This is a genomic window from Cetobacterium sp. 2A (genome assembly GCF_014250685.1).
Classification (GTDB): domain Bacteria; phylum Fusobacteriota; class Fusobacteriia; order Fusobacteriales; family Fusobacteriaceae; genus Cetobacterium.
Genome location: NZ_JACFAJ010000006.1, coordinates 1,161,551 through 1,184,553, shown reverse-complemented (window position 1 = coordinate 1,184,553; position 23,003 = coordinate 1,161,551). Strand labels below are relative to the sequence as shown.

Genomic DNA, 23,003 nt, shown 5'->3' with positions numbered 1-23,003 from the left:
GTATGGTGGAGATAAGCGGAGTCGAACCGCTGACCTACGCAGTGCAAGTGCGTTGCTCTCCCAACTGAGCTATATCCCCGTATGGTGCGTTTGAGTGGACTCGAACCACCGACCTCACGCTTATCAGGCGTGTGCTCTAACCACCTGAGCTACAAACGCATCGAAGAACACTATCAATCGAATAGAGAAGATGTTGTCTCCTTAGAAAGGAGGTGATCCATCCGCACGTTCCCGTACGGATACCTTGTTACGACTTCACCCCAATCGCTAATCACACCTTAGGAACATCCCTCCCTTACGGGTTAGGCCTGCCACTTCAGGTGCAACCAACTCTCGTGGTGTGACGGGCGGTGTGTACAAGACCCGAGAACGTATTCACCGCAACATAGCTGATTTGCGATTACTAGCGATTCCAACTTCATGTACTCGAGTTGCAGAGTACAATCCGAACTAAGAACAGCTTTAAGAGATTAGCTCACCCTCGCGGGTTGGCGACTCTCTGTACTGCCCATTGTAGCACGTGTGTAGCCCAGCGTATAAGGGGCATGATGACTTGACGTCATCCCCACCTTCCTCCTGCTCGTCGCAGGCAGTATCGCATGAGTGCTCAACTTAATGGTAGCAACATACAAAAGGGGTTGCGCTCGTTGCGGGACTTAACCCAACATCTCACGACACGAGCTGACGACAGCCATGCACCACCTGTCACCAAGTTCCGGCAAGCCGGCACATCTCCATCTCTGGAAACTTCTTGGGATGTCAAACGCTGGTAAGGTTCCTCGCGTTGCGTCGAATTAAACCACATGCTCCACCGCTTGTGCGGGTCCCCGTCAATTCCTTTGAGTTTCATACTTGCGTACGTACTCCCCAGGCGGATCACTTATCGCGTTAGCTTGGGCGCTGAGGTTCGACCCCCAACACCTAGTGATCATCGTTTACGGCGTGGACTACCAGGGTATCTAATCCTGTTTGCTCCCCACGCTTTCGCGCTTCAGCGTCAGTATCTGTCCAGTGAGCTGACTTCTCTATCGGCATTCCTACAAATATCTACGAATTTCACCTCTACACTTGTAGTTCCGCCCACCTCTCCAGTACTCTAGACTAGCAGTTTCCAACGCAATACGGAGTTGAGCCCCGCATTTTAACATCAGACTTACTAATCCGCCTAGACGCGCTTTACGCCCAATAAATCCGGATAACGCTTGCGACATACGTATTACCGCGGCTGCTGGCACGTATTTAGCCGTCGCTTCTTCTGTTGGTACCGTCATTTTTTTCTTCCCAACTGAAAGCACTTTACGATCCTAAAACCTTCATCGTGCACACAGAATTGCTGGATCAGGCTTGTGGCCCATTGTCCAATATTCCCCACTGCTGCCTCCCGTAGGAGTAAGGGCCGTGTCTCAGTCCCCTTGTGGCCGTTCACCCTCTCAGGCCGGCTATCCATCGTCGCCTTGGTGGGCCATTACCCCACCAACTAGCTAATGGAACGCAAAGTTCTCTTCTAGCGCATATAGCTTTCATAAGAATCCCATGCGAGAAACTCATAATATCCGGTATTAGCTGTCGTTTCCAACAGTTGTCCCAGACTAAAAGGCAAATTCTTTACGCGTTACTCACCCGTCCGCCACTTTCCATTCCGAAGAACTTCAAGTCGACTTGCATGTGTTAAGCATTCTGTCAGCGTTCATCCTGAGCCAGGATCAAACTCTTCATTCAAATATATTTTTAAAGTCTTACGACTTAACGTACACCATTTAATGGTTGTTATTGCATAACTTTTGACTATCTTCTCTATTCGGTTGCTAATGTCCTTTGACCAAAATTATGGTATCATATTTATTTTATTTCGTCAATTATTTTTTTTCATAAAATAAAAATATATGCTATAATTATTTAAAATCTTAGTTCATAAGGAAGTGATTACATTGTTCAAAAATATATGCATTGCACCCTCTATATTGTCTGCTGATTTTAGTAAACTTGGAGATGAAGTAATTGCAATTGATAAAGCTGGAGCAGATTATATACATATAGATGTTATGGATGGAATGTTCGTTCCTAATATAACATTTGGACCACCTGTTATAAAATCTATAAGAAACAAAACAAATTTAACTTTTGATGTTCATCTTATGATTAATTCTCCAGAAAGATATATTGATGAATTTGTAAAAGCTGGAGCAGACCTTATAACTGTTCATGTTGAATCAACAACTCATTTACACAGAACTATTCAATTAATAAAATCTCACGGAATTAAAGCAGCAGTTTCTTTAAATCCTGCAACTCCGGTAGATACTATAAAATACGTTATTGATGATATAGATATGGTTCTTGTTATGAGTGTCAATCCAGGGTTTGGTGGGCAAAAGTTTATTAAAAGTTCAATAAAAAAAATAAAAGAAATTAGAAACTTAAGTTCTACTATTGATATTCAGGTTGACGGTGGAATTACAAATGAAACTATAGATGAATGCATTGAAGCTGGAGCAAATATTTTTGTTGCGGGTTCGTATGTTTTTTCTGGTGATTATAAAGAGAGAATTGATTCTCTTAAAAGGAGGTAATACATTTTGGATATAAATAAAGTAAATGAAGTTTTAGAAAATTTCTACAAACTTTTTTACGAAACTGAAGATTTAGCATTAAAAAGAGGTATAAAGTGTCTTACTCATACTGAATTACATATAATCGAGGCAATAGATAAAGACTCTCTTAATATGAACGAACTAGCTGACAGACTTGGAATAACTATGGGTACTGCAACTGTTGCTATAACAAAATTAAGAGAAAAAGGCTTTATAGATAGAGTTCGTTCAGATTCTGATAGAAGAAAAGTTTATGTTTCTCTTTCTAAAAAAGGTTTAGAAGCGCTTAACTATCATAATACATATCATAAAAATATCATGTCAACAATTACAGAGAATATAACAGAACAAGATTTAGAAAAGTTTATAAGTATTTTTGAAATAATTCTTAAAAATTTAAGAGAAAAAACTGAATTTTTCAAACCAGCTTCTGTTACAGAATTCCCAGTAAATACAAAAGTCTCTATCGTTGAGATTAAAGGAACTCCAATTATACAGGACTTTTTTTCTAACAATGGAATATCAACTTATTTTGTAGTTGAGGTTGTTCCTTCTAAACACAAAGATAAAGTTGCTCTAAAAAAAGCAGACGGCTCTATACTTGAAGTAAATATTTTAGATGGAAAAAATATTATAGCTATAAAGGTTGACGAGTAATGTTTTATGTAGATGGTATCTCTCTTAATAAAATAACTGAAGAGTTTAAAGAGCAACTCACAGGAAAAAAAGTTAGTAAAATTATTCAAACAAGTTCACTAGCAATTTCTATAAACTTTGGAAAATTAAATTTAGTTCTTTCTTGTTCTCCTAATCTTTCAATAGGTTATCTTTCTGATAAAAAAGAAGACAATTTTATGGAAGAAACAACCAATTTTTCTTTAACTCTGAAAAAATGTTTAGTTGGTTCACTTTTAATGCATGTTGAACAAACAGGTTATGATCGTATTATTGTTTTTACATTCTCAAAATTAAATGAATTAGGGGAATTAAAAGTTAATAAACTTTACGTTGAATTTATGGGGAAACATTCAAATCTAATTTTAACTGATTCACAAAATAAGATAGTTGAACTTTTAAAAAGATTTTCAATAGAAGAAAATGCATTGAGATTTTTATTCCCCGGAGCTGAGTATATACACCCGGTACTGGAAAAGAAAAAAAATCCAAACGAGCTTACTAAAACTGAATTTGAAACTTATAAATCTGAAAATTCTCTTCTTCAAAATGTTGAGGGAATAGGTAAAACACTTTCTAGCAATTTATCATCTTATGAAAAATTTAAAGAGATTTTAAATTCAAAAATTACACCTAAAATTTTTACAAAGAATAACGAACCAATTTTAGCAACTGTATTAGATATTCAACCAAATTCTTTTGATAGTGAAATGACATTTCCTACTTATAGTGAAATGGTTAACTATTATCTAGAAATTAAAAATCTATCAAATAGTTTTAAACTATTAAATGATAAATTAAATAATACTATCAATAGAGAAATTAAAAAAATAGAAAAAACTATTAAAAATCTTACTATCGAAATTGAAGATAGAAAAGATTTTGACAGATACAGAGAAATAGGAGATATTTTAGCAGCTTCTCTTTATCTAATAAAAAAAGGTATGAATTCAATAGAATTATATGACTTTTATAAAGATGAGATGTGTAAAATAGATTTAGACCCTCTTTTAACTCCCGAGAGAAACCTGGAGAAAATCTATAAAAAATACAACAAATTGAAAAAAGGATTAGAATTTAGCAAAAAAAGACTTGAAGAGTTCAATGAAGCTTTGAAATATTTTAACGGTGTAAAATTATTTATAACTAAAAGTTCAAATGTAAATAACTTAAAGTTAATAGAAGAAGAACTACAATCTCAAGGATACTTCAAGGAATCAAAAAAAATAAGCAAAAAGAAAAAAGTTGTAAAAGAATTATCTTATGAAACCACTAATATAGATGGATATACGGTTCTCTATGGTAGAAATAATCTAGAAAATGATAACTTAACTATGAAAATAGCAGAAAGGGAAGATTATTGGTTCCATGCGAAAGATATTCCTGGTTCTCATCTTATTTTAAAATCATCCGTTCTCCCAGATGAATCTACAATTTTAAAAATAGCGGAGTTAGCAGCTAAAATGTCCAAAGCAACACCTGGAGATAAAGTTACAATCGACTACACTAAAAAGAAATATTTAAATAAACCAAAAGGTGCAAAACCAGGTTTTGTAACATATAGTAATTCAAACTCAATAATTGCCTTAGTAAAATAAAAAGAGCGACTTATAAAAGTCGCTCTTTTTTATACTTGAATATATCTCCATTTTCCATTTTTAAATCTGACATAGCTACAATAACTTCTAAATACCAAGTCAATTGTCATTACCACCCAAGCCCCTATCAAACCAAAATTAAATACATATAAAAATATATATGTTAGAGGAGTTCTTATCAAATACATTCCTGCAGAAGTTATCCACAACACAGCCTTCGTATCTCCAGCTCCTCTTAAAACACCACTTAATACCATAGAAACCGCTAAGAACGGTTGTGCTATTGATACTATCCTAAGAGCTCCAGTAGCCAATGGGAATATTTGCGGATCTTTTGTAAACATTGAAATAATAAGATGAGGAATAATAAAGAATAATAGCCCAAACACACTCATAACAGCTACTGCTAAGAACGTATTCACATCAGCCATCTTCTTTGCCATTCTAAACTCTTTATTTCCAATCTTTTGTCCAACCAGAGCTGTTCCTGCAACTGCAAAACCAAAACCTATGTTAAAAGAAAACGATTCTGCAGTTAAAGCAATTTTATGTGCTGCATACTCCAAAGTCCCTAATTTTATAACCATAGTTTCAAATATCAACATTCCTACTCTAAATAAAGATTGTTCTAGTGCTGATGGAAGTCCAATTTTTAAAATTCTATCCGCCATAATTTTTTCATATTTTAAAGTTTTAAACTTTATTGAAATCCAATATTTATCAGTAAAGAAAGTTAAATAAATATATATACATGTAACTATTCCTCTAGCTAAAGTTGTTGCTATTCCAGCTCCAAGTATCCCCATATCCAAAACAAATATAAATATATAATTTAATACAATATTACTTGTAACACTTATAACATTGGCCATCATAGGTATTCTAGCCTGGCTGATTGCTCTATATCCATAAGCAAATATTATATTGAAACATAGCATTGGAAGTCCAATAGAAACTGCTGTATAGTACCCAATAGATGTCCTCATATCCTGAGCCGTTCCTATAACTGTCAATATCTCTTTTCCAAAGACTAAAAATAAAATAGTAACTATAGCCGAGATAGGAATTCCTAGATAAAGACTCTGACTCATTGCAGCTTTACCTTCTTCTTGATTTTTAGATCCATATGCCCTACTAACTATAGCCGTCGTACCTGTTCCTATGGCAAAAAACACTGTCATTATTGTCATTATAGGCGCATTACCTATTCCAACCGAACTAATTGCAACAGGTCCAAGTCGTCCAACCATTACCATATCGAAAAATCCAAGTAATGTTTGGACAAACATATCCGCTATCGTTGGAAGTGCTATTGTCAATATAGACATTATAATACCACGATAACCTAACCAATACCTTTTTAAATTCAAAATTTCCCCTCCAAATATCACATCATACTAAAGTTTTATTTCCATAAACTTTCCAACAATCTCATAATTCTGAATCTCATTTAATTCTACTAGCTGATTTTTTATAAGTTGAACATACTCAGCTATTTGCTCTTCGTCTTTCCCTCCCGTTTTATAATCTACAATCAAAATTTTACCTTTTTCATTTCCTGAATTTTTCTTTATCATTATTCTATCTATTCTTTTTAAACCTAAGTTCCCCGATATATTGGAATATATTTCGTATTCAGGATAAATATAGTCCCAATCTTGTGAAAAAATTTCTTGATTCTTTTCAATAAACATCTTCAATTCTTTACTATTCAGAATTTTAAATAGTTTTTCTTCCCCTATCAGAGCTCCATACTGAGACATAGTTTTTAACTTTGCTCTTTCTCTCTCCTCTGAAGTATTATAAATAATATTTTCTAAATAATAATGAACTGCTGTTCCAACTAATCTTTTATTTTCAGTTTCTAAACTGAACTCTTTATGAGTCTCACGCATTTTCTCTAAATTTTTTAAGACCTCTCCCTCTTTTAAAAGAGCTTTTTCAAAATCTAGTTCTAACAACTCTTCTTTTATATCTATTTCTTCGTCTTCTATAAGTTCTATTGAAAATTTCCCAAAACTTTTTTCAGAACTATCTTCAATAGCCATTTTTAAATAATTGTCTATTTTTTCTCCTAAAACCAATATTAAATTTGTTTTGGCTCTTGTTAAAACTACATATAACGCATTTAATTCTTCTTGTTCATTCTTATCTTCTTTAGTTTGAATATAATTGTATTTTTCTCCTAAATACCCCATTACTTTTTCATACTTTTTATCAATAAATATATATTCCATTACTGTTTCATAATCTAAACTCAAATCAACGTGAAATCTAAGCCCTGAATGTGAAGAATTCCCAGTAGGCTTATGATAATAATAGACAGTTTCATATTCTAATCCTTTTGATTTATGGATGGTCATTAGTGTAACCGCATTCTTATCCTCTAATGAAACTTGCTTAAATTTCCCAGAATTATTTTTATCGTCTAAACTACTGACAAAATCATATAAATTTTCATATTCTCTTAAAAGTTCTAAGAAAAAATATAGATTTTTTAAATCAGATTTTGTTTTATATAATCCTACAATTCCAAAATCTTTAATTAACTTTATAAGAATTTCATCAACTTTTCCATTGGTTGTCAGCACAATTCTATTCAACTCTTTAATTTTGTTTAATATATCTGAAATTATTCCAATATCTTCAGCAGTTTCAGAATTCAAATATTTTTCAACAACTTCTCTATTAACAAGTATCTCTTTTAATACTTCATTGCTTATATTTACTGTATCACTTCTTAAAAATTCTAATAGATAAAAGAAATCTTTATTAACCAAATATTTTATCAATTTATATATGGATTCTATAGCCCTATGTTTAATTATAGATTCATTAGATTCCAACACATAAGGAATTTTTCTTTCGGAAAGAGAAAATGATATTTCATTTAATTCACTATTTGTTCTTGCTATTATAGCAATATTTGTATAGTTTCCTTTAAATTTATTTTGTATATCATCAGCTAAAGTCTCACTTTGTGAAAGTTCAGAATCTTTTTCGACATTTATTATTTCAACATACCCATTTTCTTGACTCTTACCAGTTACTTTTTCGAAATTCCATTTCATACTTTTCTCTTTATTTTCTTCATTATAATTTTCTGAAATATTTGAAAATATCTGATTTGTAAAATCTACTATATTCTTTTTACTTCTATACGAAGTGTCTAAACTTTCAATTTTTGATTGAAGTATTTTTTCTAAATTTTCAAAAAGAGATTTCTCTCCTCCACGCCATCCATAAATACTTTGCTTTTCATCTCCAACACAGATAACTCTTGAGGTTTTATTTATAATCCCTTTTAATATTTTCCACTGAAGAATACTAGTATCTTGAAACTCATCAATAAAAAGTGTTTTTAATTCTCCATCAAATATTTCTAAAAAGTAATCTGTAACTCCGTCTTCATCCATTAAATTTATATCTGGATTTGTAATGTTTTTAAATGTATAGCTACTTATATCAGTGTGAGTAAATCTTTTTTCACTAAATTTTATAGAATCATATATTGAATATAGATTCTTTATAAATCCAAGTATATTTTTTTCATATTCTAAAATATCTTTATTAAAAATTTTCTTTGATATAACTTTTTTTAATTCTAAAAATTGTTCCTCTAACTCTTTAATTTGTAAAGTTATATCAGCTGTTTTACTAGGCTTTGTTTTAGTTCCGTTCCAGCATTTATCATCTTTTAAAATGGCATTCCAATTTTCTAAAAAATAATTTTCTTTTTGTTCTTCATCATCTAAATTAAAATAATTTTTATATGCGGTTTTCAAGTATGATTCAATTGGATCTTTACCTTTTTTAACTGTTCTTATTTCTAGTAATATTTTAATTATATTTTCCATACAATAAAATATCTTTTCTTTATCTTCTATTTCAAATTTTTGTTCAGAATTTTCTTTCGAATCTATTATCAACATCTTCCATCTATCTGAGATTAAATTTTTTATACTACTCAAATAATTTTCTATATTTCTTTCCGTATTTTTTTCAAAAAATTCTTTAAATACTGAAAACTCTTTTTTATTTTCTATTATTTTTTCCAGACATTTATTCAAAATTTCATCATTTTCAGTATCATCTATAATATCATAATTTAAAACATTTAAATATGGAGCTACAACATTTTTAAACAGACTATTTATAAATCCATCTATCGTATAAATTTTCACCCTATCTCTATTACTTGATATCTCTTTATAGATTTTCTCTATTTTTTTCTTATCAATAATTAATCCCTCATGAAGTTTTAATATATTCTCAATTATATCTTCCCCTTCACCTTTAACTATCTTTTCAAGAAAATCTATAATTCTTTCTTTTATTTCCGCAGTTGCTTTTTTTGTAAAAGTCATCACCAATATATCTCTATAACTCTCTCCTCTTAGTAAAGAAGCTATATACTCCAAAGATAATCTATATGTTTTTCCAGTTCCAGCACTAGCTTTTAAAACCATACATTCCTTCATTAAAACTCCCTCCTGCATATTTCTATAAAATCACAATATCTGCAAGTACTTTTACTAGAACTTAACGAATAATTATCACTATTTAAAAACTCAGTCAAAGTTTCTTTTAGTATTTCTTTTGTTAATTCTATTTTTGTAGCTTTTTCAAGATCACCTGTAAAAGCATTATATATTGATTTTTCAGCTGCAGTTTCATCACCATAAAGAAGAATTGTATAAAAATCTAATTGTTTATCTTGTTTTTTTCCAGTTTTAAAGTCTAGAACTAAATTTCCACTATCAGTTTCTATTATGAAGTCCACTCTTCCATTTATATAAAATTTTATATCTTTATCTACAATGGGTTCTCTTGATCCTGGTTTTATTTTCTCACTTTCAAATCTTAATATTTTTTTACCTGAATAAGCTTTTTCTAATTCTTTATAAAACTTCAAAATATTTTTACTAAATCTAGGAACCAAAATCTCTTTAAAATAGTTGTCCATATATACTGGTATCTTTTCTCTATTAAAAGATAAATGTTTAAATTGAATTTCATCTACAAAATCTTGAGCTAAATAAAAATCATTCTTATATACAATATTTTTCCACATTTTATCAGTTACCTCTTCTAATACAGCATGGATAAATATTCCTAAAAATTTTAACGATATACTTTTAGTCCAATCTTTAACTTGAGGTTCAACTCCACATATCTTTGATAAATAAAATCTATATTTGCATCCTTCTAACATCTCATAATCATAAGCTCCAACAGTACATTTTCCATCTTTAAAGTCTTCTATCTTTTTTGGTAAAAGATCATCTTTTTCATGATTATTTTTTATGGGGTCTGATATTAAACTTTTTTCAAATATCGAAAGTATTTCTTCTGTATTTATTGGATTATTTGAAATCCCTATCTTATAAGTTTCTAATATCTCTGTTATAAACGGAGATATATCATCTCCACTATTTTGATTTTTTATATAAAATATTTTTGATGTTTGGCTATTCAAAACCGATTGGTAAAATCTATACTTTTGAAGTATTCTATTTTTTTCTTTGGTCATTAAATTATTTTCTCTTCTTTGATGCTCTGTAAATATAGAATTGTCTCTAATATTTTCCGGCAGTGTTCTACTACTACAATCTAAAAAATACGAGCACTTATTTACAGGCCCTTTAGAAAGTTTAAAATCTCTAACAACATCTTTTACATTTTCTTCAATATCAACTCTGTCTATTTCAATATTATTCATATATTGAATTATTAATTTATAAATTTCGCTTCCATTACTAAAACACCCATTAAATCCATCTTCTCCAAGCATATACTCACTTGTTTTAGCTAAAGAAATTCCTTCATAGAATTTTTCAAATAAATTAGTATATTCTCCTTCATAAAATTTCTCTAAATCCAAATTCTGCTTAAAGTAATCTACAAAATCTTCTATTTTTTTAAATTTTGAAATAGATATTAAATCTTGATGAATTTTTTTTAATTTATCAGAACTATCATTAGGAAGATATTTATAATCTTGATCCAATAAATTATACAACTCCGTCATCGTTTCATTATCAACATCATAAGCCACTTTATATTCAACAGTTTCCAAAACATTTTTTAAACTAAAAAGAGGCAAAGCTTTTCCTAACCTCTCTTCTAAAGAAGAAACTAACTCATACTGAGTTTTTATAAATCTATATATCATAGTATCATTTAACACCGAGCTCACAGGTGGTAAAAAGTGTCTTGGCACTATTTTATGAAATCTATTATTTTTATAATCTACAGAAAATATGTCCCCAGGGTATCTTTGTGTAAGTGTTTTTAAATTTATTAACTCCTCCATGGACTCAGATACCTCAAATACCTCTATATTATTCTTCATAATTGGAAGAGTTACTGATTTTATGCTCAGCTCATTTTCATCAAAATCCTCGGGTTTAATTTGAAGAATTAATTTAACTTCTAACTTTTCTTCTAGCTTAGATATAAGCTCCTTCTCTAGGGGAGTAAAATCTACTATATCAACAAACACTATTCTTTTATAACTCTCTACAAAGTCCAAGTTTATATTGTCTTTTGTTTCTATCCAATCTAAAAGAATATGATTTCTATTTTTTAAATATCTATCATAATTTTCTTTTAATATCTCATAATGTTTTATATATCTTTCCTGCCATTTTTGAACTCCAGAAACTTTTAGCTTCATAGAGTGATTTAACTCTTTATAGTATTTAAAAAAACTATCTGTAAAATCTATTGAATCATAGTATGAATTCATTCCCAAAAGTTTTTTTAAATCAGATTTATTTCCGTTATAAAAAGATATAAATCTTTTTGCCTCTCTTAAAATAACTTTATCTGTCACAAATATATTCTGTTTAAATTCATCAAAAGTCAATATCGTTGGGACTCCTCTAAACACATTTTTTACTAGTCCCTTTTTATAACTATTTTTTAAAAAATAATCAGAAAATATATAAATAGTTTCAAAATCTTCTTTTAAATCTTTTAATATATCTTGATTATATTCTACATATTTAAATTTCATCAATAATCCCTCCTTATTTTAAAGGGGTTGCACATTCTCCCGCTTCTCCTTTTAAAATTTCTATACTATGAACTAAGGCGTCTATTACAAAACTTAAATTTTCTAATGCTCCTTTTGGACTTCCAGGTAAATTTAATATAACACTATTTTTTCTTATTCCACATCTCGCTCTACTTCCCATAGCTTTAGGTGTAATCTCAAATGATTTATATCTCATATATTCAGCGACACCCTGAGCTTCTCTTTCGATTACTGCCAAAGTAGCTTCCGGTGTTACATCTCTTTTCGAAAATCCAGTTCCCCCATTAGTGATTATTAAATCAGCAATAGAATTATCAGATAACTCTATTAACTTTGATTTTATTTGCTCAAAATCATCAGGCAACATTTCATAATGTACCACTTCGTAATTATTATTCTTTTTTATAAAATCTATTAAAATTTCTCCAGTCTTATCTTCTCTTAATCCTCTAGATCCTTTATCACTCAAAGTTATTACCGCTGTCTTAATCATTTTTTCCCTCCCTTAATTTCAGTAGTTATTATACACCTTTTTTTGATTTTAAAGTTAAAAAAATAAAATATTTTACATCCCCTAATCTTGACATTTATTCTTTTTGAGGGTAGATTCTATTATAAATAAAAATTATGTCTTTTTATCTTATAATTTAATTTATTTATTCAAGGAGGTACCCATATGTGCTTTTTTTCTAGAGATATCTTATTAAAAGAAGAGGAACTATTAAAAACTGAAACTGAACCTACCAAAGAAAATGAAGAAGTTGAAGAGGATAATCAATCAAATAAGTAATAAAAGTTTGACTTTTTTGCTTTTATAGTGTAATATTCATGTAATTATTTTTTTGAATATCTTATATTTGGAGGAAGTCAGTGAAGTTATTAAAAGAGTGCATTAAAGAAAATGGTCACGTTACTAGTAATTCTATACTAAAAGTTGATAGTTTTATAAATCATCAAATCGATCCAAACCTTATGATGGAAATTGGTAAGGAGTTCAAAAATAGATTTAAAGATAAAGAGATTAATAAAATAATCACAATCGAAGCTTCTGGAATTGCAATTGGACTTGCTGTTGCTTATGCTTTTAATGTTCCTTTGGTATTCGCTAAGAAAAAGAAACCTTCAACTATGGGTGATATGTACAACTCCGAGGTTTTTTCTTTCACTAAAAAAGAAAGTTACAACATTTGTATCTCTAAAGAATTTTTAGATAGCAATGATAAAGTTCTTGTTGTTGATGATTTCCTTGCAATGGGAAATGCTGTTATAGGTCTTCAAGATATTATTACAGAAGCTAACGCTGAACTTGTTGGTGTTGGAATTGTTATAGAAAAAGGATTCCAAGATGGAGCTAAAATTTTAAGAGATAGAGGAATCACTCTTGAATCTTTAGCTATAATTGAATCTTTAAATGATAATACAGTAACTTTTAAAAATTAAACAATAAAAAAATGGAAGAGATTAATCTTCCATTTTTTTATTATTCTCAATTTCAAAATCGTTCAATTTAGTAACCAATAGTTGATCTACCTTAAAATTATCTACATCTACAACTTCAAAAGTATATCCTTCATATTCTAACTTAGCTGCCTTTTTAGGAATTGCTTTTAACATATACATCATAAATCCTGCAATAGTCTCATAACTATCCTCTTCAGGAAAACTCTCTATATCTACAAGAACTTTTTTTACATCTTCTACTGCTGTTATTCCATCTATAAGCCAAGAGTTCTCTCCTCTTTTAATTATATACTCCTCTTGTAAAGGATAAACTACATCTCCCATAAGAGTTGAAATAACGTCATTTAAAGTTATTAATCCTACAACATGGGCATATTCATTTAATATTATTGCAAAATCTTCTCTTGCTTCATTAAATGTATCCAACACTTCAGATAATGTCAATGTATTTGGAATTATTAAAATTTTCTTCTCAGATATATCTTTTATGTTTTGTAATCCACTTTTTTCACCTTTAAGAATTCTAGGCAAAATATCTTTTGAATCTACATATCCATATATTGAATCTATATCACTTTCACAAACCAAAAATTTAGAATGTGGATAATTAGCTATCTTATCTTTAATGCTTTCTTCTGTTTCTGACAGAGTAAAATATATTATTTCATCTCTAGTTGTCATTGCTGAAGAAACCCATCTTTGCTCAAGTTCAAAAACATTCTCTATTAAATGGTGTTCTTTTTTGTGGACCAATCCAGCTTCCGCTCCTGCATCTACTACTGCAAATATATCTTCGTGAGTTATATTCTCGTTTCTACTAACAGGAACTCCAAAAATTTTAAATATTAAATTTGCCAATCCATTAAAAAAATAAACTATCGGTTTAAATAATAGCAACAAAAATGACATTGGATTTACTAGAGCCAATGCTATTTTCTCTGGATAAACCATCGCTAATCTTTTAGGTATTAAATCTGCAAACTCTATGAAAGCAGCCGTTACAAAAATAAAAGAAACTAAAAAAGCAACTGTTTGGTTTGCCCTTGAATATTCAGGTAAAATTTGACTTAGAAATTTTACAACGTAAGGATTTAAAATTCCATCTCCCATGATACCCGCTAATATTGCTACTGTATTAAGACCTATTTGAACCACTGTAAAATAATTTCCAGGTGTTTCTTGAAGTCTTAAAACTTTTTCTGCATTTTTATTCCCAGAGTCTGCCAATAGTTGTAACTTTATTTTTCTAGAAGCTGCCAAAGAAATCTCTGACATCGAAAAAAATGCACTTACTGCTATTAGAATCATTATAGAAATAATTTTTACTGTAAAACTCATTATATTTCTCCTTTAAAAACTGTTGTAGCTGTCCCCTCCATATAGATTTCTCCATCTTCCTTTACAGTCACGTTTATTTGCCCACCTTCTGTTATAACCTCTACTCTATTTCCTAAAATCCCTAGAGTATGACCAACTATAACTGTGGCACAAGAACCTGTTCCACAAGCAAGGGTACGCCCAGCACCTCTTTCCCAAGTTTTTATTCTTACTTTATTCTCATTTATAACTTCTACAAAATTAACATTGGTTTTATTCGGAAAGATTTCTTTAACTTCAATCTGTCTTCCCAAATCATTTACATCCAAAACATCTAACTTCTCTGTAAAAATAACCGTATGAGGAACACCGACTATAACTGTTGAAAATTCGAATTTTTCACTATTTACTGTTAAATCTCCTTCTATTACTTCAATAGCTTTTCCCATTCCAACTTTTATATTCTTTATCTCTCCATTTTCAAGATGTAAAAATACTCTTTTTATTCCCGCGGCTGTTTTCACATCTATCGTATCTTTTGTTACAATACCTGTATCATATATAAATTTTGAAAAACATCTGATTCCATTCCCACACATTTCACCTTTTGACCCATCAGAATTATAGTATACCATTTTTATATCTGCTTTGTCAGTTTTTTCACAGCTCATAAGTCCGTCTGCTCCAATTCCGAAATGTCTATCACAAAGTTTTTTAGATAAACTAGAGTAATCTTGTATCTCATTTTCAATACCATTTATAAGTACAAAATCATTTCCTGCTGCTTGCATTTTAAAAAACTTCATAACTCCTCCTTAATCAAATATTTTTTAGATAAGATCTAAATCAAACGAATACTCCCAGTTTAATTGCTCTCTTGCTTCATCATCTAACATCTCATCATCTAAATATACACTGTATATATTTGGCTCTTCTATTTTCAGAAGCTTTATAGACTCAGAATCACAAATTTCATGAATCGTCTCTTTTTTAACTTCTTTTCCAGAATATTTCTTTTTCATTTCATTAAATTTCTCTAACAGCATATCCGAAAGAAAAAAATAATCCTCATCATTTTCTTCAAAATCTTTTTTAAACATCATAAAATTATTTTTATATTCACTTTTTTCGTCTGAATCCAGTCCGTTCCAAGCTGTTTTTACTAGTTCGTCATATTCTGCATTAGTTAAATTTAGAAAATCGTCTCCTCTACTTATCCACATTGCTTACCCCTCCTCTAAGATTACGTATTAATAAATTTTACAACATTCCCTCAATTAAAGCAATTAAAAAGGAGCCCAAATTCGGCCCCTTTTTAAAATTAATTTGCATTTAATACAGAATTAATAAAATTTGAGAACACTAAATGGTAACGCCATGCATAAAAATACATTATTAATGAAGTTACAGAATAAATTACTATCCAATAATCATACTTGTACTGTAGTGTTGCTCCCTCCAGAGTTCTTGGTCTAACTAATATAATCCATATAAAGAAGATAAAGTTAACAATTGGGATAAGAGATAAAATAGCAAATATAAATGGTCCTAAAAAAGGATGACTCCATCTATTACCTACAAACTCCATCCCCCTTAAAATTGTCATAAAATATGATATCACTATCACCACAGAAAGTAATCCAATAAAAAATTCTAACATTTTGTCCCTCCTTCGAAATTTTAATACATATTTGTTAATTTTTATACTACGTGAATATATTCTATAAAGATAATAAATTTCCTCTCAAAATAACTACCGTAATTTAATGATTGACTTTTTCTTCTAAAATACTTATAATTCTATATAATTAATTTTTCAAGGAGGAAAATTTATCTATGAATAGAATCGAAGGAAAAATCGCCCTAGTGACTGGTGGAGCTAGAGGAATTGGAAGAACTATAGTTGAAAAATTAGCATCTGAAGGAGCATTACTTGTTATCTCTTGTGATATGGGTGAAGCAACTTTTGAAGCAACTAATATAAGACATGAAATTTTAAATGTAACTGATAGAGAAGCAATAAAAGAACTTATCAAAAAAATAAAAGATGAATTTGGAAGAATTGATATTCTTGTAAATAATGCAGGAATAACTAAAGATGCTCCATTCGTAAGAATGTCTGAAGATGCTTGGAATGCTGTTTTAAATGTAAACCTAACTGGTGTATTTAATATGACTCAAGCGGTTGCACCTCTTATGACTAAAAACAAAAAAGGTTCAATTGTAACTATTTCATCAGTAGTAGGACTTTATGGAAATATTGGTCAAACTAACTATGCTGCAACTAAAGGTGGAGTTATTGCAATGACTAAAACTTGGTCTAAAGAATTAGCTAGAAAGGGAGCTCAAGTTAGAGCAAACTGTATTGCCCCAGGTTTCATAGCTACCCCTATGACTGATGTGCTTCCTGAAGATGTAATCCAAGGAATGCTTGATAGAACTTCTCTTGGGAAACTAGGTCTTCCTGAAGATATAGCAAACGCTGTTCTTTTCTTAGCAAGTGACGAATCTTCATACATTACAGGACAAACTTTAGAAGTTAGTGGTGGATTAGCTCTTTAATCAAAATGAAAATGCTAGAGAAAACTTTAAGTCTTCTCTAGCATTTATTTTTATTATTATTTAGTTAACCAAGCTCCATACATCCAGATATGTTTTTGATAAATTGCTCCAATATTTGCCATTAATCCTAAAGTTTCTTGGTCATTTAAATCTTCAGCTAACTTCATTATTATATTAAATTCTGATAGTAAAAGTCTAAAATCTGCTAACATTGAAGTCACAGCTTCTTCAGCTGTATAAGCTTTTGTTTCTGCTTCAGCTAAAACAGTATGTTTTAAATAAACTTCTAAAGATCCAAATGGTCTTCCACCAATCATTAATATTCTTTCAGCTACTTCGTCTATCTGCTCGTCTATTTCACACATAACACAATCCAACATTGGATGTACTACAAAGAAATGCTCACCAACTAAATTCCAATGATAGTTATGTACCTTAGTTTTAAACACATGTAAATCTCCAACTACCTTGTTCATTTGAAATATTAAACTTTTATTTTCATCCATTTTTAAACCTCCCTAGCTATTTTATATCTTGAAACATTTTACAAAATTTTTTGGGAAATTCCTTTTTCTTTTACTGGTAAAAATCTATTTTCATTTGACATATATTTTTATCTGACAAATTCCCAACAGATACTCCTAAAAGTCTTATTGGTTTTTTTAGCTCTATAATCCCTTCTAATTCGTCTAATAAACCCCTTAACTCAACTTTTGAATCTGTTAATATATTCATTGTTTTTGATCTAGTTATAGTTTCCATGTCATTAAACCTTATTTTTAAAACTATAGTTTTACATAAAAGTTTATTCTCTAAAAGCCTTTCATAGGTTCTAGAAAAAAGTAAATCTATCTCCCTTTCTACATCCACTTCTGATGTCAAAGGAATTCTGTATGTGTTTTCATGTCCTATTGAATGAGTTTGTTTTTCATACTCTACATTTCTATAATCAATTCCTCTACTATAGCTATACAAGACTTCTCCACGTGAATTTCCGTACTCTTTAGATAGCTCAGAATATGAATATGGAAATATTGATTTTACGTATGTAATTCCTTTTCTTTCTAAAATTTCTTGAAGCTTTTTTCCAACTCCAGGTAATATTTTAATTGGTTTTTCCTTTATATACTCCACAAACTCTTCTGAATTTTTAAAAATATACTGACCACCAGGTTTATTTATATCACTCGCTATTTTAGCAGATAATTTATTATAACCTATCCCAACAGAACATGTTAATCCCGTATTTCTTTTTATTCCTTCACGAAATTTTTTGGCAAAATATTCTTTTGACGGATAATTTTTTATAATCTCAGTTATATCAACATATCCTTCATCTAAAGCTATAAATTCTACCTTATTCGTTATTTTTAATACCAACTTTTGAATTTTTTCAGATTCATCTAAATATTTATCTTTATTTACAGGAACTATTATCAAACCGTGACAAAGTTTCTTAGCTTCTAAAACTGGCATAGCTGACTTTATTCCATATTTTCGAGCTTCGTAACTAGCTGTTGTTATTATCCCACCAGCTACAACCATAGGTTTTCCTTTCAATCTTTGATTATCTCTCACTTCTATGGAAGCATAAAAGCAGTCCATGTCATAATGTAAAATAACTCTTTTATTCTTTTCCATATTTTAGCTCCTTACTTTATTTTTACTCATAAATACAAAACCACGAATATCTTAAGATATTCGTGGCCTGAAATATTATTTCTTTTCTCGATTTAACTCCCAACTCATAATTGTTCTTATAATTACAACTATTAAAACAGTTGAAATTGTTTGTAAATCTGGAGCTATAATTGTTTCTATTATATCTGCCACAATTAAAATTTGAAGACCTATTAAAACAAATGTATCAAAATTCTTTTTAATATTCTCTTCAAAGCTTTCTTCTGTTGAATTGGTTAACATATTCTTAGCCGTTTTAAAAAATCCATATACCATCACTACTATAGACATACATGTAAAAAACAAAGAAATCCCTTCTAATATCATGTGAAAATATTCTATGAATTTTTGATGAATCAATAGTTTTTACACTCCAGCTCAAATTCTGCCTGTGGCTCTAAACATGATGGACAAACTTTTGGAGCTTCTAATCCTTCATGAACATAACCACATGCTCTACATTTCCAAGGAGATTCTACATCTTTTTTAAATACCTGGTTTGTTTGAATATTTTCTAATAATTTTAGATATCTCTCTTCGTGTTTCATCTCTACTTTCAATATTGTATTAAAGGCTGCTGCAACCTTTGGGAATCCCTCTTCCAAAGCTATTTCTGCAGATTTAGGATATAATATATACCACTCTTCTCTTTCTCCTGCTGCTGCCTCTCTTAAGTTTTCCTCTGTTGTTCCTACAACACCGGCAGGATAAGATGCTATTATTTCAACCTCTCCTCCCTCTAAGAAAGAAAAGAATCTTTTTGCATGATAATACTCATTTTGTGCAGTCTCTAAAAATAAAGCTGATATTTGATCATATCCTTCTTCTTTTGCAACTTTAGAAAACATTGTATAACGATTTCTAGCTTGCGATTCCCCAGCGAATGCTGCCAATAAATTTTTTTCAGTTTTTGTCCCTTTTATTGATTTCATATTTCCTCCTAAAAAACATTTTAAGATAAGTCATCAACAATAGTTTTACTTAAAAACTTCAATTTATCCTTTATTTTATTAGATATTTATAGCCACTTTGCCTTTTCCATTCTTTTTAACTGTGTATAAAGCCTCATCTGCTCTGACATAAATACTCTTCAAGTCTTCATCGTGGCTTTTTCTCTCAGCTATACCAATACTAAGGCTCGCTTCTTTAGATATGTTTAAAATATTTTGAGCTACCTTAAATGCAGTATCTTTATTTCCATCTATGAACAAAGCAAACTCATCTCCACCAATTCTAACACTATGGCCTTTCTTATCCATACATTCCTTTATAATTTCAGAAATATCTCTCAAAGTTTCGTCACCAGCTCTATGTCCAAAATTATCATTTAAACCTTTAAAGTTGTCAATATCAATAAGTATCATGGAAAGACTCTTTTTAAAATTTTCACCAGTAAAATATAACTCTTCTATCTTCTCTTCGTAAAAATTTCTATTATATAAACCCGTAAGAGAATCTATAAAAACTTGTCCTTTAAATTTTTTGGCCTGTTTTTTTAAAATCTCATAATGAATTATTCTTTCTTTAACCTCTTCATTTTTTATCTGAAAAAGCTCCAATAATATTTCATTTTCTTTTAACGGTTTCATATTTATTCCAAATATTCTTTGACAATTTTCTTTCGGAACATAAAACTTCTTTTCAAAAACAATCAGTTGAGATTCTTCGCTTACATTCTTTAAAGAATTTCTTAGAGGACATGAAGCACAAAATTCTGTTTCTCCACATTTCTTATCTCGATCTTCTGTATAAATACATGTAAACATATTTCCAAAAAGATCTCCTAAAGTTTTATTTTCTAAATGTTCAGGTTTAACAAGAGAATCCATATATTTATTTTTGAACTTAACTTCTGCTAAATCATTTATAATAGCAATACCGGTAGAAATATTATCAAAAACTTCTGCCATTCTATTCATATTTCTTTCCTTTCTTAAACTACTTCATAACCAGCATCTTCTAAAGTTTTTCTTAATTCATCTCTATGATTTACATCGAAACATTCAACTACGAAATTAGCTTGTTGTTGAGTTATTCCTAATCCTTTTTTATACATAGTCTGATTTATATTTAAAATATTTGCATTACTATCACTTATTATTTTTACTATCTTATGCAGTTCTCCAGCTTTATCTGTAAGGTTTATTTTAAATTCAAATCTTCTACCTTCTAATATAAGTGCTCTATTTAGAATTCTTTCCATTAGATTTATATCCATATTTCCACCAGAAATAACACTACAAATCTTTTTATCTTTAACATTGATTTTCCCAGCTAAAAGAGCAGCTATTGGAGTAGCTCCAGCACCTTCTGCAACTACTTTACTCTTCTCCATTAAGAAAAGAATTGCTTTAGCTATTTCATCTTCTGAAACAGTCACAATTTCATCTACATTTTCTCTAATCATTTCAAATGTTGTTGCTCCAGCTTTTCTAACAGCTATTCCATCAGCAATTGTAGGTTTACTATCAATTTCACACACACAATTATTTTTGATTGCTTCTAGCATTGATGCAGCATTTGAAGCTTCTACTCCAATTATTTTAACCTCTGGTTTTATTGATTTTATGGCCTTTGCAATTCCTGCTAAGATTCCACCTCCACCAATTGGCACTATTACAACATCTATATCAGGAATATCTTCTAAAATTTCAAGACCTATTGTTCCTTGTCCTGCTATTACAAATCTATCGTCAAATGGATGTAAGAATGTAGCTCCTGTTTCTTTTTGAACTTCACAAGCTTTAGAGAAAGCGTCATCGTAGACATTTCCATGTAAAATTACTTCCGCCCCATATCCTCTTGTAGCTGAAATCTTTGCAAGAGGCGCTGTTGCTGGCATAACTATTGTAGCTTTTATATCTTGCGCTGCAGCTCCTAAAGCAACTCCTTGAGCATGATTTCCAGCTGATGAAGCTATTACACCCATACTTTTTTCTTGTTCTGTTAAGTTAGCTATTTTGTTTAGTGCTCCTCTAACTTTAAAAGAACCTGTTTTTTGAAGATTTTCAAGTTTTAAATAAATTTTATTTCCTGTTATAGCTTCAAGTGTTGGACATTCAACAATTGGAGTTCTTTTTATTAAATTTTTAATTGTTTCTTGTGCCTTTATAATATCTTCTAGAGTAACCGTATTTTTCATAAATAATCCCCCCGATTTTAATTTTCTTCTTTTGTTATTTTATATATTGAGAATAGTAATACTACTACTGCAAAACTTTGTGTAATTGATAACAAATGTCCATTAAATATATAATCAAAAACTATTGATGAAACTGGAAAACATAGTTCACACATAGTTGCAACATTTGCCTTTATATATGCAAGTCCTTTGTAATAAAGTAAAACTGCTCCACTTCCTGTTGTTAAACTTATTATGGTAAAAATCATCCATTGGAATTCAGTTGTTTTTTCAATCCAAACAAACTTTCCTCCTATTCCAACTATACCAAACATTATTATACTTGTAAATAGGTATCTTGTATAAAGAGCTGTTCTAAAAGAAGAATTAGTAAGTATTTTTTTTCCAAATACCGTAGAACTTCCAAATGAAAAAGCTGCTAAAATTGCATAAAGAGACGCTAAACCAATATTCTTATTATCACCTAATACCGGTAACGAAAATTGGAAAGTTAATAAATATCCACTTATTAATGCAATGATTGCCCAAAGAATAAAATTACTTCTAATTTTCTCTTTTAAAATAATCCTAGCTAAAACTATTGCAAAAACTGGCTGTAACTTCTGAAGAAGAGTCACAACTGTTAAATGATCAAAATTAACAAGAAATAAAGCTTTCACAATAGCTAGTGTTCCTATACTTCCACCAAATAGCGCAATTAAAAAATAAAAAAATAAATCTTGCTCTGATAATTTTATAATATTTTTAACTTCAGTCTTACCAAATAGAAAACTCATTCCTACAAGAGGAATAAGATGCAATATGAATACAACATATGCAACATCCAACTTATGTAATCTTGGCGTCAAAACAATTCCATCAAATCCCCACAGAGTAGCTGCTATACAAACTAACGTAGCTCCTATATACTCTTTTTTTAAACTTGCCATACTACT

Annotated in this window: 20 protein-coding genes, 2 tRNA genes and 1 rRNA gene; 5 read left to right on the top strand and 18 right to left on the bottom strand. The window is 30.0% G+C overall.

Annotated features, from left to right (window positions below):
- Nucleotides 1-3: 3 nt before the first annotated feature.
- From H3N56_RS09570 to H3N56_RS09560, 3 genes are all read right to left on the bottom strand, one after another.
- Nucleotides 4-79, bottom strand: a tRNA-Ala gene (locus tag H3N56_RS09570).
- A gap of 3 nt (nucleotides 80-82) precedes the next feature.
- A tRNA-Ile gene (locus tag H3N56_RS09565) sits at nucleotides 83-159 on the bottom strand.
- 46 nt (nucleotides 160-205) lie between these two features.
- Nucleotides 206-1,719, bottom strand: a 16S ribosomal RNA gene (locus H3N56_RS09560).
- A 209-nt stretch (nucleotides 1,720-1,928) separates the two neighbouring features.
- Between H3N56_RS09560 and rpe the strand changes: the two genes are divergently transcribed.
- From rpe to H3N56_RS09545, 3 genes are read left to right on the top strand one after another with little or no spacing between them, the layout of a single operon-like run.
- Nucleotides 1,929-2,570 (top strand): ribulose-phosphate 3-epimerase, encoded by a 642-nt coding sequence (gene rpe, locus H3N56_RS09555; RefSeq protein ID WP_185880960.1) that lies wholly within the window; start codon nucleotides 1,929-1,931, stop codon nucleotides 2,568-2,570.
- Nucleotides 2,571-2,576: 6 nt separating this feature from the next.
- A complete protein-coding gene (locus H3N56_RS09550) occupies nucleotides 2,577-3,248 on the top strand; it encodes a MarR family winged helix-turn-helix transcriptional regulator (protein WP_185880959.1) in 672 nt (223 codons plus the stop codon).
- Nucleotides 3,248-4,864: an NFACT family protein gene (locus H3N56_RS09545; RefSeq protein WP_185880958.1), complete on the top strand. Its 1,617-nt coding sequence runs from the start codon at nucleotides 3,248-3,250 to the stop codon at nucleotides 4,862-4,864. Before H3N56_RS09550 ends, H3N56_RS09545 begins: the two co-directional genes overlap by 1 nt.
- A gap of 29 nt (nucleotides 4,865-4,893) precedes the next feature.
- Here the strand turns inward: H3N56_RS09545 and H3N56_RS09540 are convergent, their stop codons facing one another.
- The 4 genes from H3N56_RS09540 to H3N56_RS09525 are packed head-to-tail and all read right to left on the bottom strand — an operon-like array spanning nucleotide 4,894 to nucleotide 12,399.
- Nucleotides 4,894-6,234 (bottom strand): MATE family efflux transporter, encoded by a 1,341-nt coding sequence (locus tag H3N56_RS09540; protein WP_255492170.1) that lies wholly within the window; start codon nucleotides 6,232-6,234, stop codon nucleotides 4,894-4,896.
- Between the two features lie 27 nt (nucleotides 6,235-6,261).
- A complete protein-coding gene (locus H3N56_RS09535; protein ID WP_185880957.1) occupies nucleotides 6,262-9,345 on the bottom strand; it encodes an exodeoxyribonuclease V subunit beta in 3,084 nt (1,027 codons plus the stop codon).
- Nucleotides 9,345-11,885, bottom strand: coding sequence for a PD-(D/E)XK nuclease family protein (locus H3N56_RS09530; RefSeq protein WP_185880956.1), 2,541 nt, complete (start codon nucleotides 11,883-11,885; stop codon nucleotides 9,345-9,347). Before H3N56_RS09530 ends, H3N56_RS09535 begins: the two co-directional genes overlap by 1 nt.
- Before the next feature lie 13 nt (nucleotides 11,886-11,898).
- Complete coding sequence (locus tag H3N56_RS09525) at nucleotides 11,899-12,399, bottom strand: molybdenum cofactor biosynthesis protein B (protein WP_185880955.1); 501 nt, start codon at nucleotides 12,397-12,399, stop codon at nucleotides 11,899-11,901.
- Nucleotides 12,400-12,776: 377 nt separating this feature from the next.
- Between H3N56_RS09525 and H3N56_RS09520 the strand changes: the two genes are divergently transcribed.
- Nucleotides 12,777-13,346, top strand: coding sequence for a xanthine phosphoribosyltransferase (locus H3N56_RS09520; RefSeq protein WP_185880954.1), 570 nt, complete (start codon nucleotides 12,777-12,779; stop codon nucleotides 13,344-13,346).
- A 21-nt stretch (nucleotides 13,347-13,367) separates the two neighbouring features.
- On the opposite strand, the gene H3N56_RS09515 is transcribed toward H3N56_RS09520, so the two are convergent.
- The 4 genes from H3N56_RS09515 to H3N56_RS09500 all read right to left on the bottom strand — a co-directional run bounded on the left by H3N56_RS09515 (nucleotide 13,368) and on the right by H3N56_RS09500 (nucleotide 16,344).
- On the bottom strand, nucleotides 13,368-14,705 hold the full coding sequence (locus H3N56_RS09515) for a hemolysin family protein (RefSeq protein WP_185880953.1): 1,338 nt from the start codon (nucleotides 14,703-14,705) through the stop codon (nucleotides 13,368-13,370).
- The gene (dapF, locus tag H3N56_RS09510) at nucleotides 14,705-15,490 is read right to left on the bottom strand and encodes a diaminopimelate epimerase (protein ID WP_185880952.1); all 786 of its coding nucleotides are present in this window, start codon (nucleotides 15,488-15,490) and stop codon (nucleotides 14,705-14,707) included. Before dapF ends, H3N56_RS09515 begins: the two co-directional genes overlap by 1 nt.
- 24 nt (nucleotides 15,491-15,514) lie before the next feature.
- The gene (locus H3N56_RS09505) at nucleotides 15,515-15,907 is read right to left on the bottom strand and encodes a hypothetical protein (RefSeq protein WP_185880951.1); all 393 of its coding nucleotides are present in this window, start codon (nucleotides 15,905-15,907) and stop codon (nucleotides 15,515-15,517) included.
- Nucleotides 15,908-16,005: 98 nt separating this feature from the next.
- Entirely contained in the window at nucleotides 16,006-16,344 is a 339-nt protein-coding gene (locus H3N56_RS09500) for a hypothetical protein (protein ID WP_185880950.1), read from the bottom strand.
- A gap of 176 nt (nucleotides 16,345-16,520) precedes the next feature.
- Between H3N56_RS09500 and fabG the strand changes: the two genes are divergently transcribed.
- Nucleotides 16,521-17,246, top strand: a complete 726-nt coding sequence (fabG, locus tag H3N56_RS09495; protein ID WP_185880949.1) for a 3-oxoacyl-[acyl-carrier-protein] reductase — start codon at nucleotides 16,521-16,523, stop codon at nucleotides 17,244-17,246.
- A gap of 56 nt (nucleotides 17,247-17,302) precedes the next feature.
- Here the strand turns inward: fabG and H3N56_RS09490 are convergent, their stop codons facing one another.
- The 7 genes from H3N56_RS09490 to H3N56_RS09460 all read right to left on the bottom strand — a co-directional run bounded on the left by H3N56_RS09490 (nucleotide 17,303) and on the right by H3N56_RS09460 (nucleotide 22,997).
- A complete protein-coding gene (locus H3N56_RS09490) occupies nucleotides 17,303-17,752 on the bottom strand; it encodes a DNA starvation/stationary phase protection protein (protein ID WP_185880948.1) in 450 nt (149 codons plus the stop codon).
- 70 nt (nucleotides 17,753-17,822) lie between these two features.
- Nucleotides 17,823-18,887 (bottom strand): DNA polymerase IV, encoded by a 1,065-nt coding sequence (gene dinB / locus H3N56_RS09485; protein WP_185880947.1) that lies wholly within the window; start codon nucleotides 18,885-18,887, stop codon nucleotides 17,823-17,825.
- Nucleotides 18,888-18,962: 75 nt separating this feature from the next.
- Nucleotides 18,963-19,232 (bottom strand): DUF1622 domain-containing protein, encoded by a 270-nt coding sequence (locus tag H3N56_RS09480; protein ID WP_185880946.1) that lies wholly within the window; start codon nucleotides 19,230-19,232, stop codon nucleotides 18,963-18,965.
- A gap of 50 nt (nucleotides 19,233-19,282) precedes the next feature.
- A complete protein-coding gene (gene rbr / locus H3N56_RS09475; RefSeq protein ID WP_185880945.1) occupies nucleotides 19,283-19,858 on the bottom strand; it encodes a rubrerythrin in 576 nt (191 codons plus the stop codon).
- 78 nt (nucleotides 19,859-19,936) lie between these two features.
- Nucleotides 19,937-20,845: a GGDEF domain-containing protein gene (locus H3N56_RS09470; protein WP_185880944.1), complete on the bottom strand. Its 909-nt coding sequence runs from the start codon at nucleotides 20,843-20,845 to the stop codon at nucleotides 19,937-19,939.
- Between the two features lie 14 nt (nucleotides 20,846-20,859).
- Entirely contained in the window at nucleotides 20,860-22,068 is a 1,209-nt protein-coding gene (gene ilvA, locus H3N56_RS09465; RefSeq protein ID WP_185880943.1) for a threonine ammonia-lyase, read from the bottom strand.
- Nucleotides 22,069-22,085: 17 nt separating this feature from the next.
- Nucleotides 22,086-22,997, bottom strand: coding sequence for a DMT family transporter (locus tag H3N56_RS09460; RefSeq protein WP_185880942.1), 912 nt, complete (start codon nucleotides 22,995-22,997; stop codon nucleotides 22,086-22,088).
- Between the last annotated feature and the right edge of the window lie 6 nt (nucleotides 22,998-23,003).

Excerpts from the sequence above, each read along its gene's own strand:
- H3N56_RS09545 (WP_185880958.1), top strand. The coding sequence starts at position 3,248 with ATGTTTTATGTAGATGGTATCTCTCTTAATAAAATAACTGAAGAGTTT.
- H3N56_RS09535 (WP_185880957.1), bottom strand. The coding sequence starts at position 9,345 with ATGAAGGAATGTATGGTTTTAAAAGCTAGTGCTGGAACTGGAAAAACA.
- H3N56_RS09530 (WP_185880956.1), bottom strand. The coding sequence starts at position 11,885 with ATGAAATTTAAATATGTAGAATATAATCAAGATATATTAAAAGATTTA.
- H3N56_RS09525 (WP_185880955.1), bottom strand. The coding sequence starts at position 12,399 with ATGATTAAGACAGCGGTAATAACTTTGAGTGATAAAGGATCTAGAGGA.
- H3N56_RS09515 (WP_185880953.1), bottom strand. The coding sequence starts at position 14,705 with ATGAGTTTTACAGTAAAAATTATTTCTATAATGATTCTAATAGCAGTA.
- dapF (WP_185880952.1), bottom strand. The coding sequence starts at position 15,490 with ATGAAGTTTTTTAAAATGCAAGCAGCAGGAAATGATTTTGTACTTATA.
- H3N56_RS09505 (WP_185880951.1), bottom strand. The coding sequence starts at position 15,907 with ATGTGGATAAGTAGAGGAGACGATTTTCTAAATTTAACTAATGCAGAA.
- H3N56_RS09500 (WP_185880950.1), bottom strand. The coding sequence starts at position 16,344 with ATGTTAGAATTTTTTATTGGATTACTTTCTGTGGTGATAGTGATATCA.
- fabG (WP_185880949.1), top strand. The coding sequence starts at position 16,521 with ATGAATAGAATCGAAGGAAAAATCGCCCTAGTGACTGGTGGAGCTAGA.
- H3N56_RS09490 (WP_185880948.1), bottom strand. The coding sequence starts at position 17,752 with ATGGATGAAAATAAAAGTTTAATATTTCAAATGAACAAGGTAGTTGGA.
- dinB (WP_185880947.1), bottom strand. The coding sequence starts at position 18,887 with ATGGAAAAGAATAAAAGAGTTATTTTACATTATGACATGGACTGCTTT.
- rbr (WP_185880945.1), bottom strand. The coding sequence starts at position 19,858 with ATGAAATCAATAAAAGGGACAAAAACTGAAAAAAATTTATTGGCAGCA.
- H3N56_RS09470 (WP_185880944.1), bottom strand. The coding sequence starts at position 20,845 with ATGAATAGAATGGCAGAAGTTTTTGATAATATTTCTACCGGTATTGCT.
- ilvA (WP_185880943.1), bottom strand. The coding sequence starts at position 22,068 with ATGAAAAATACGGTTACTCTAGAAGATATTATAAAGGCACAAGAAACA.
- H3N56_RS09460 (WP_185880942.1), bottom strand. The coding sequence starts at position 22,997 with ATGGCAAGTTTAAAAAAAGAGTATATAGGAGCTACGTTAGTTTGTATA.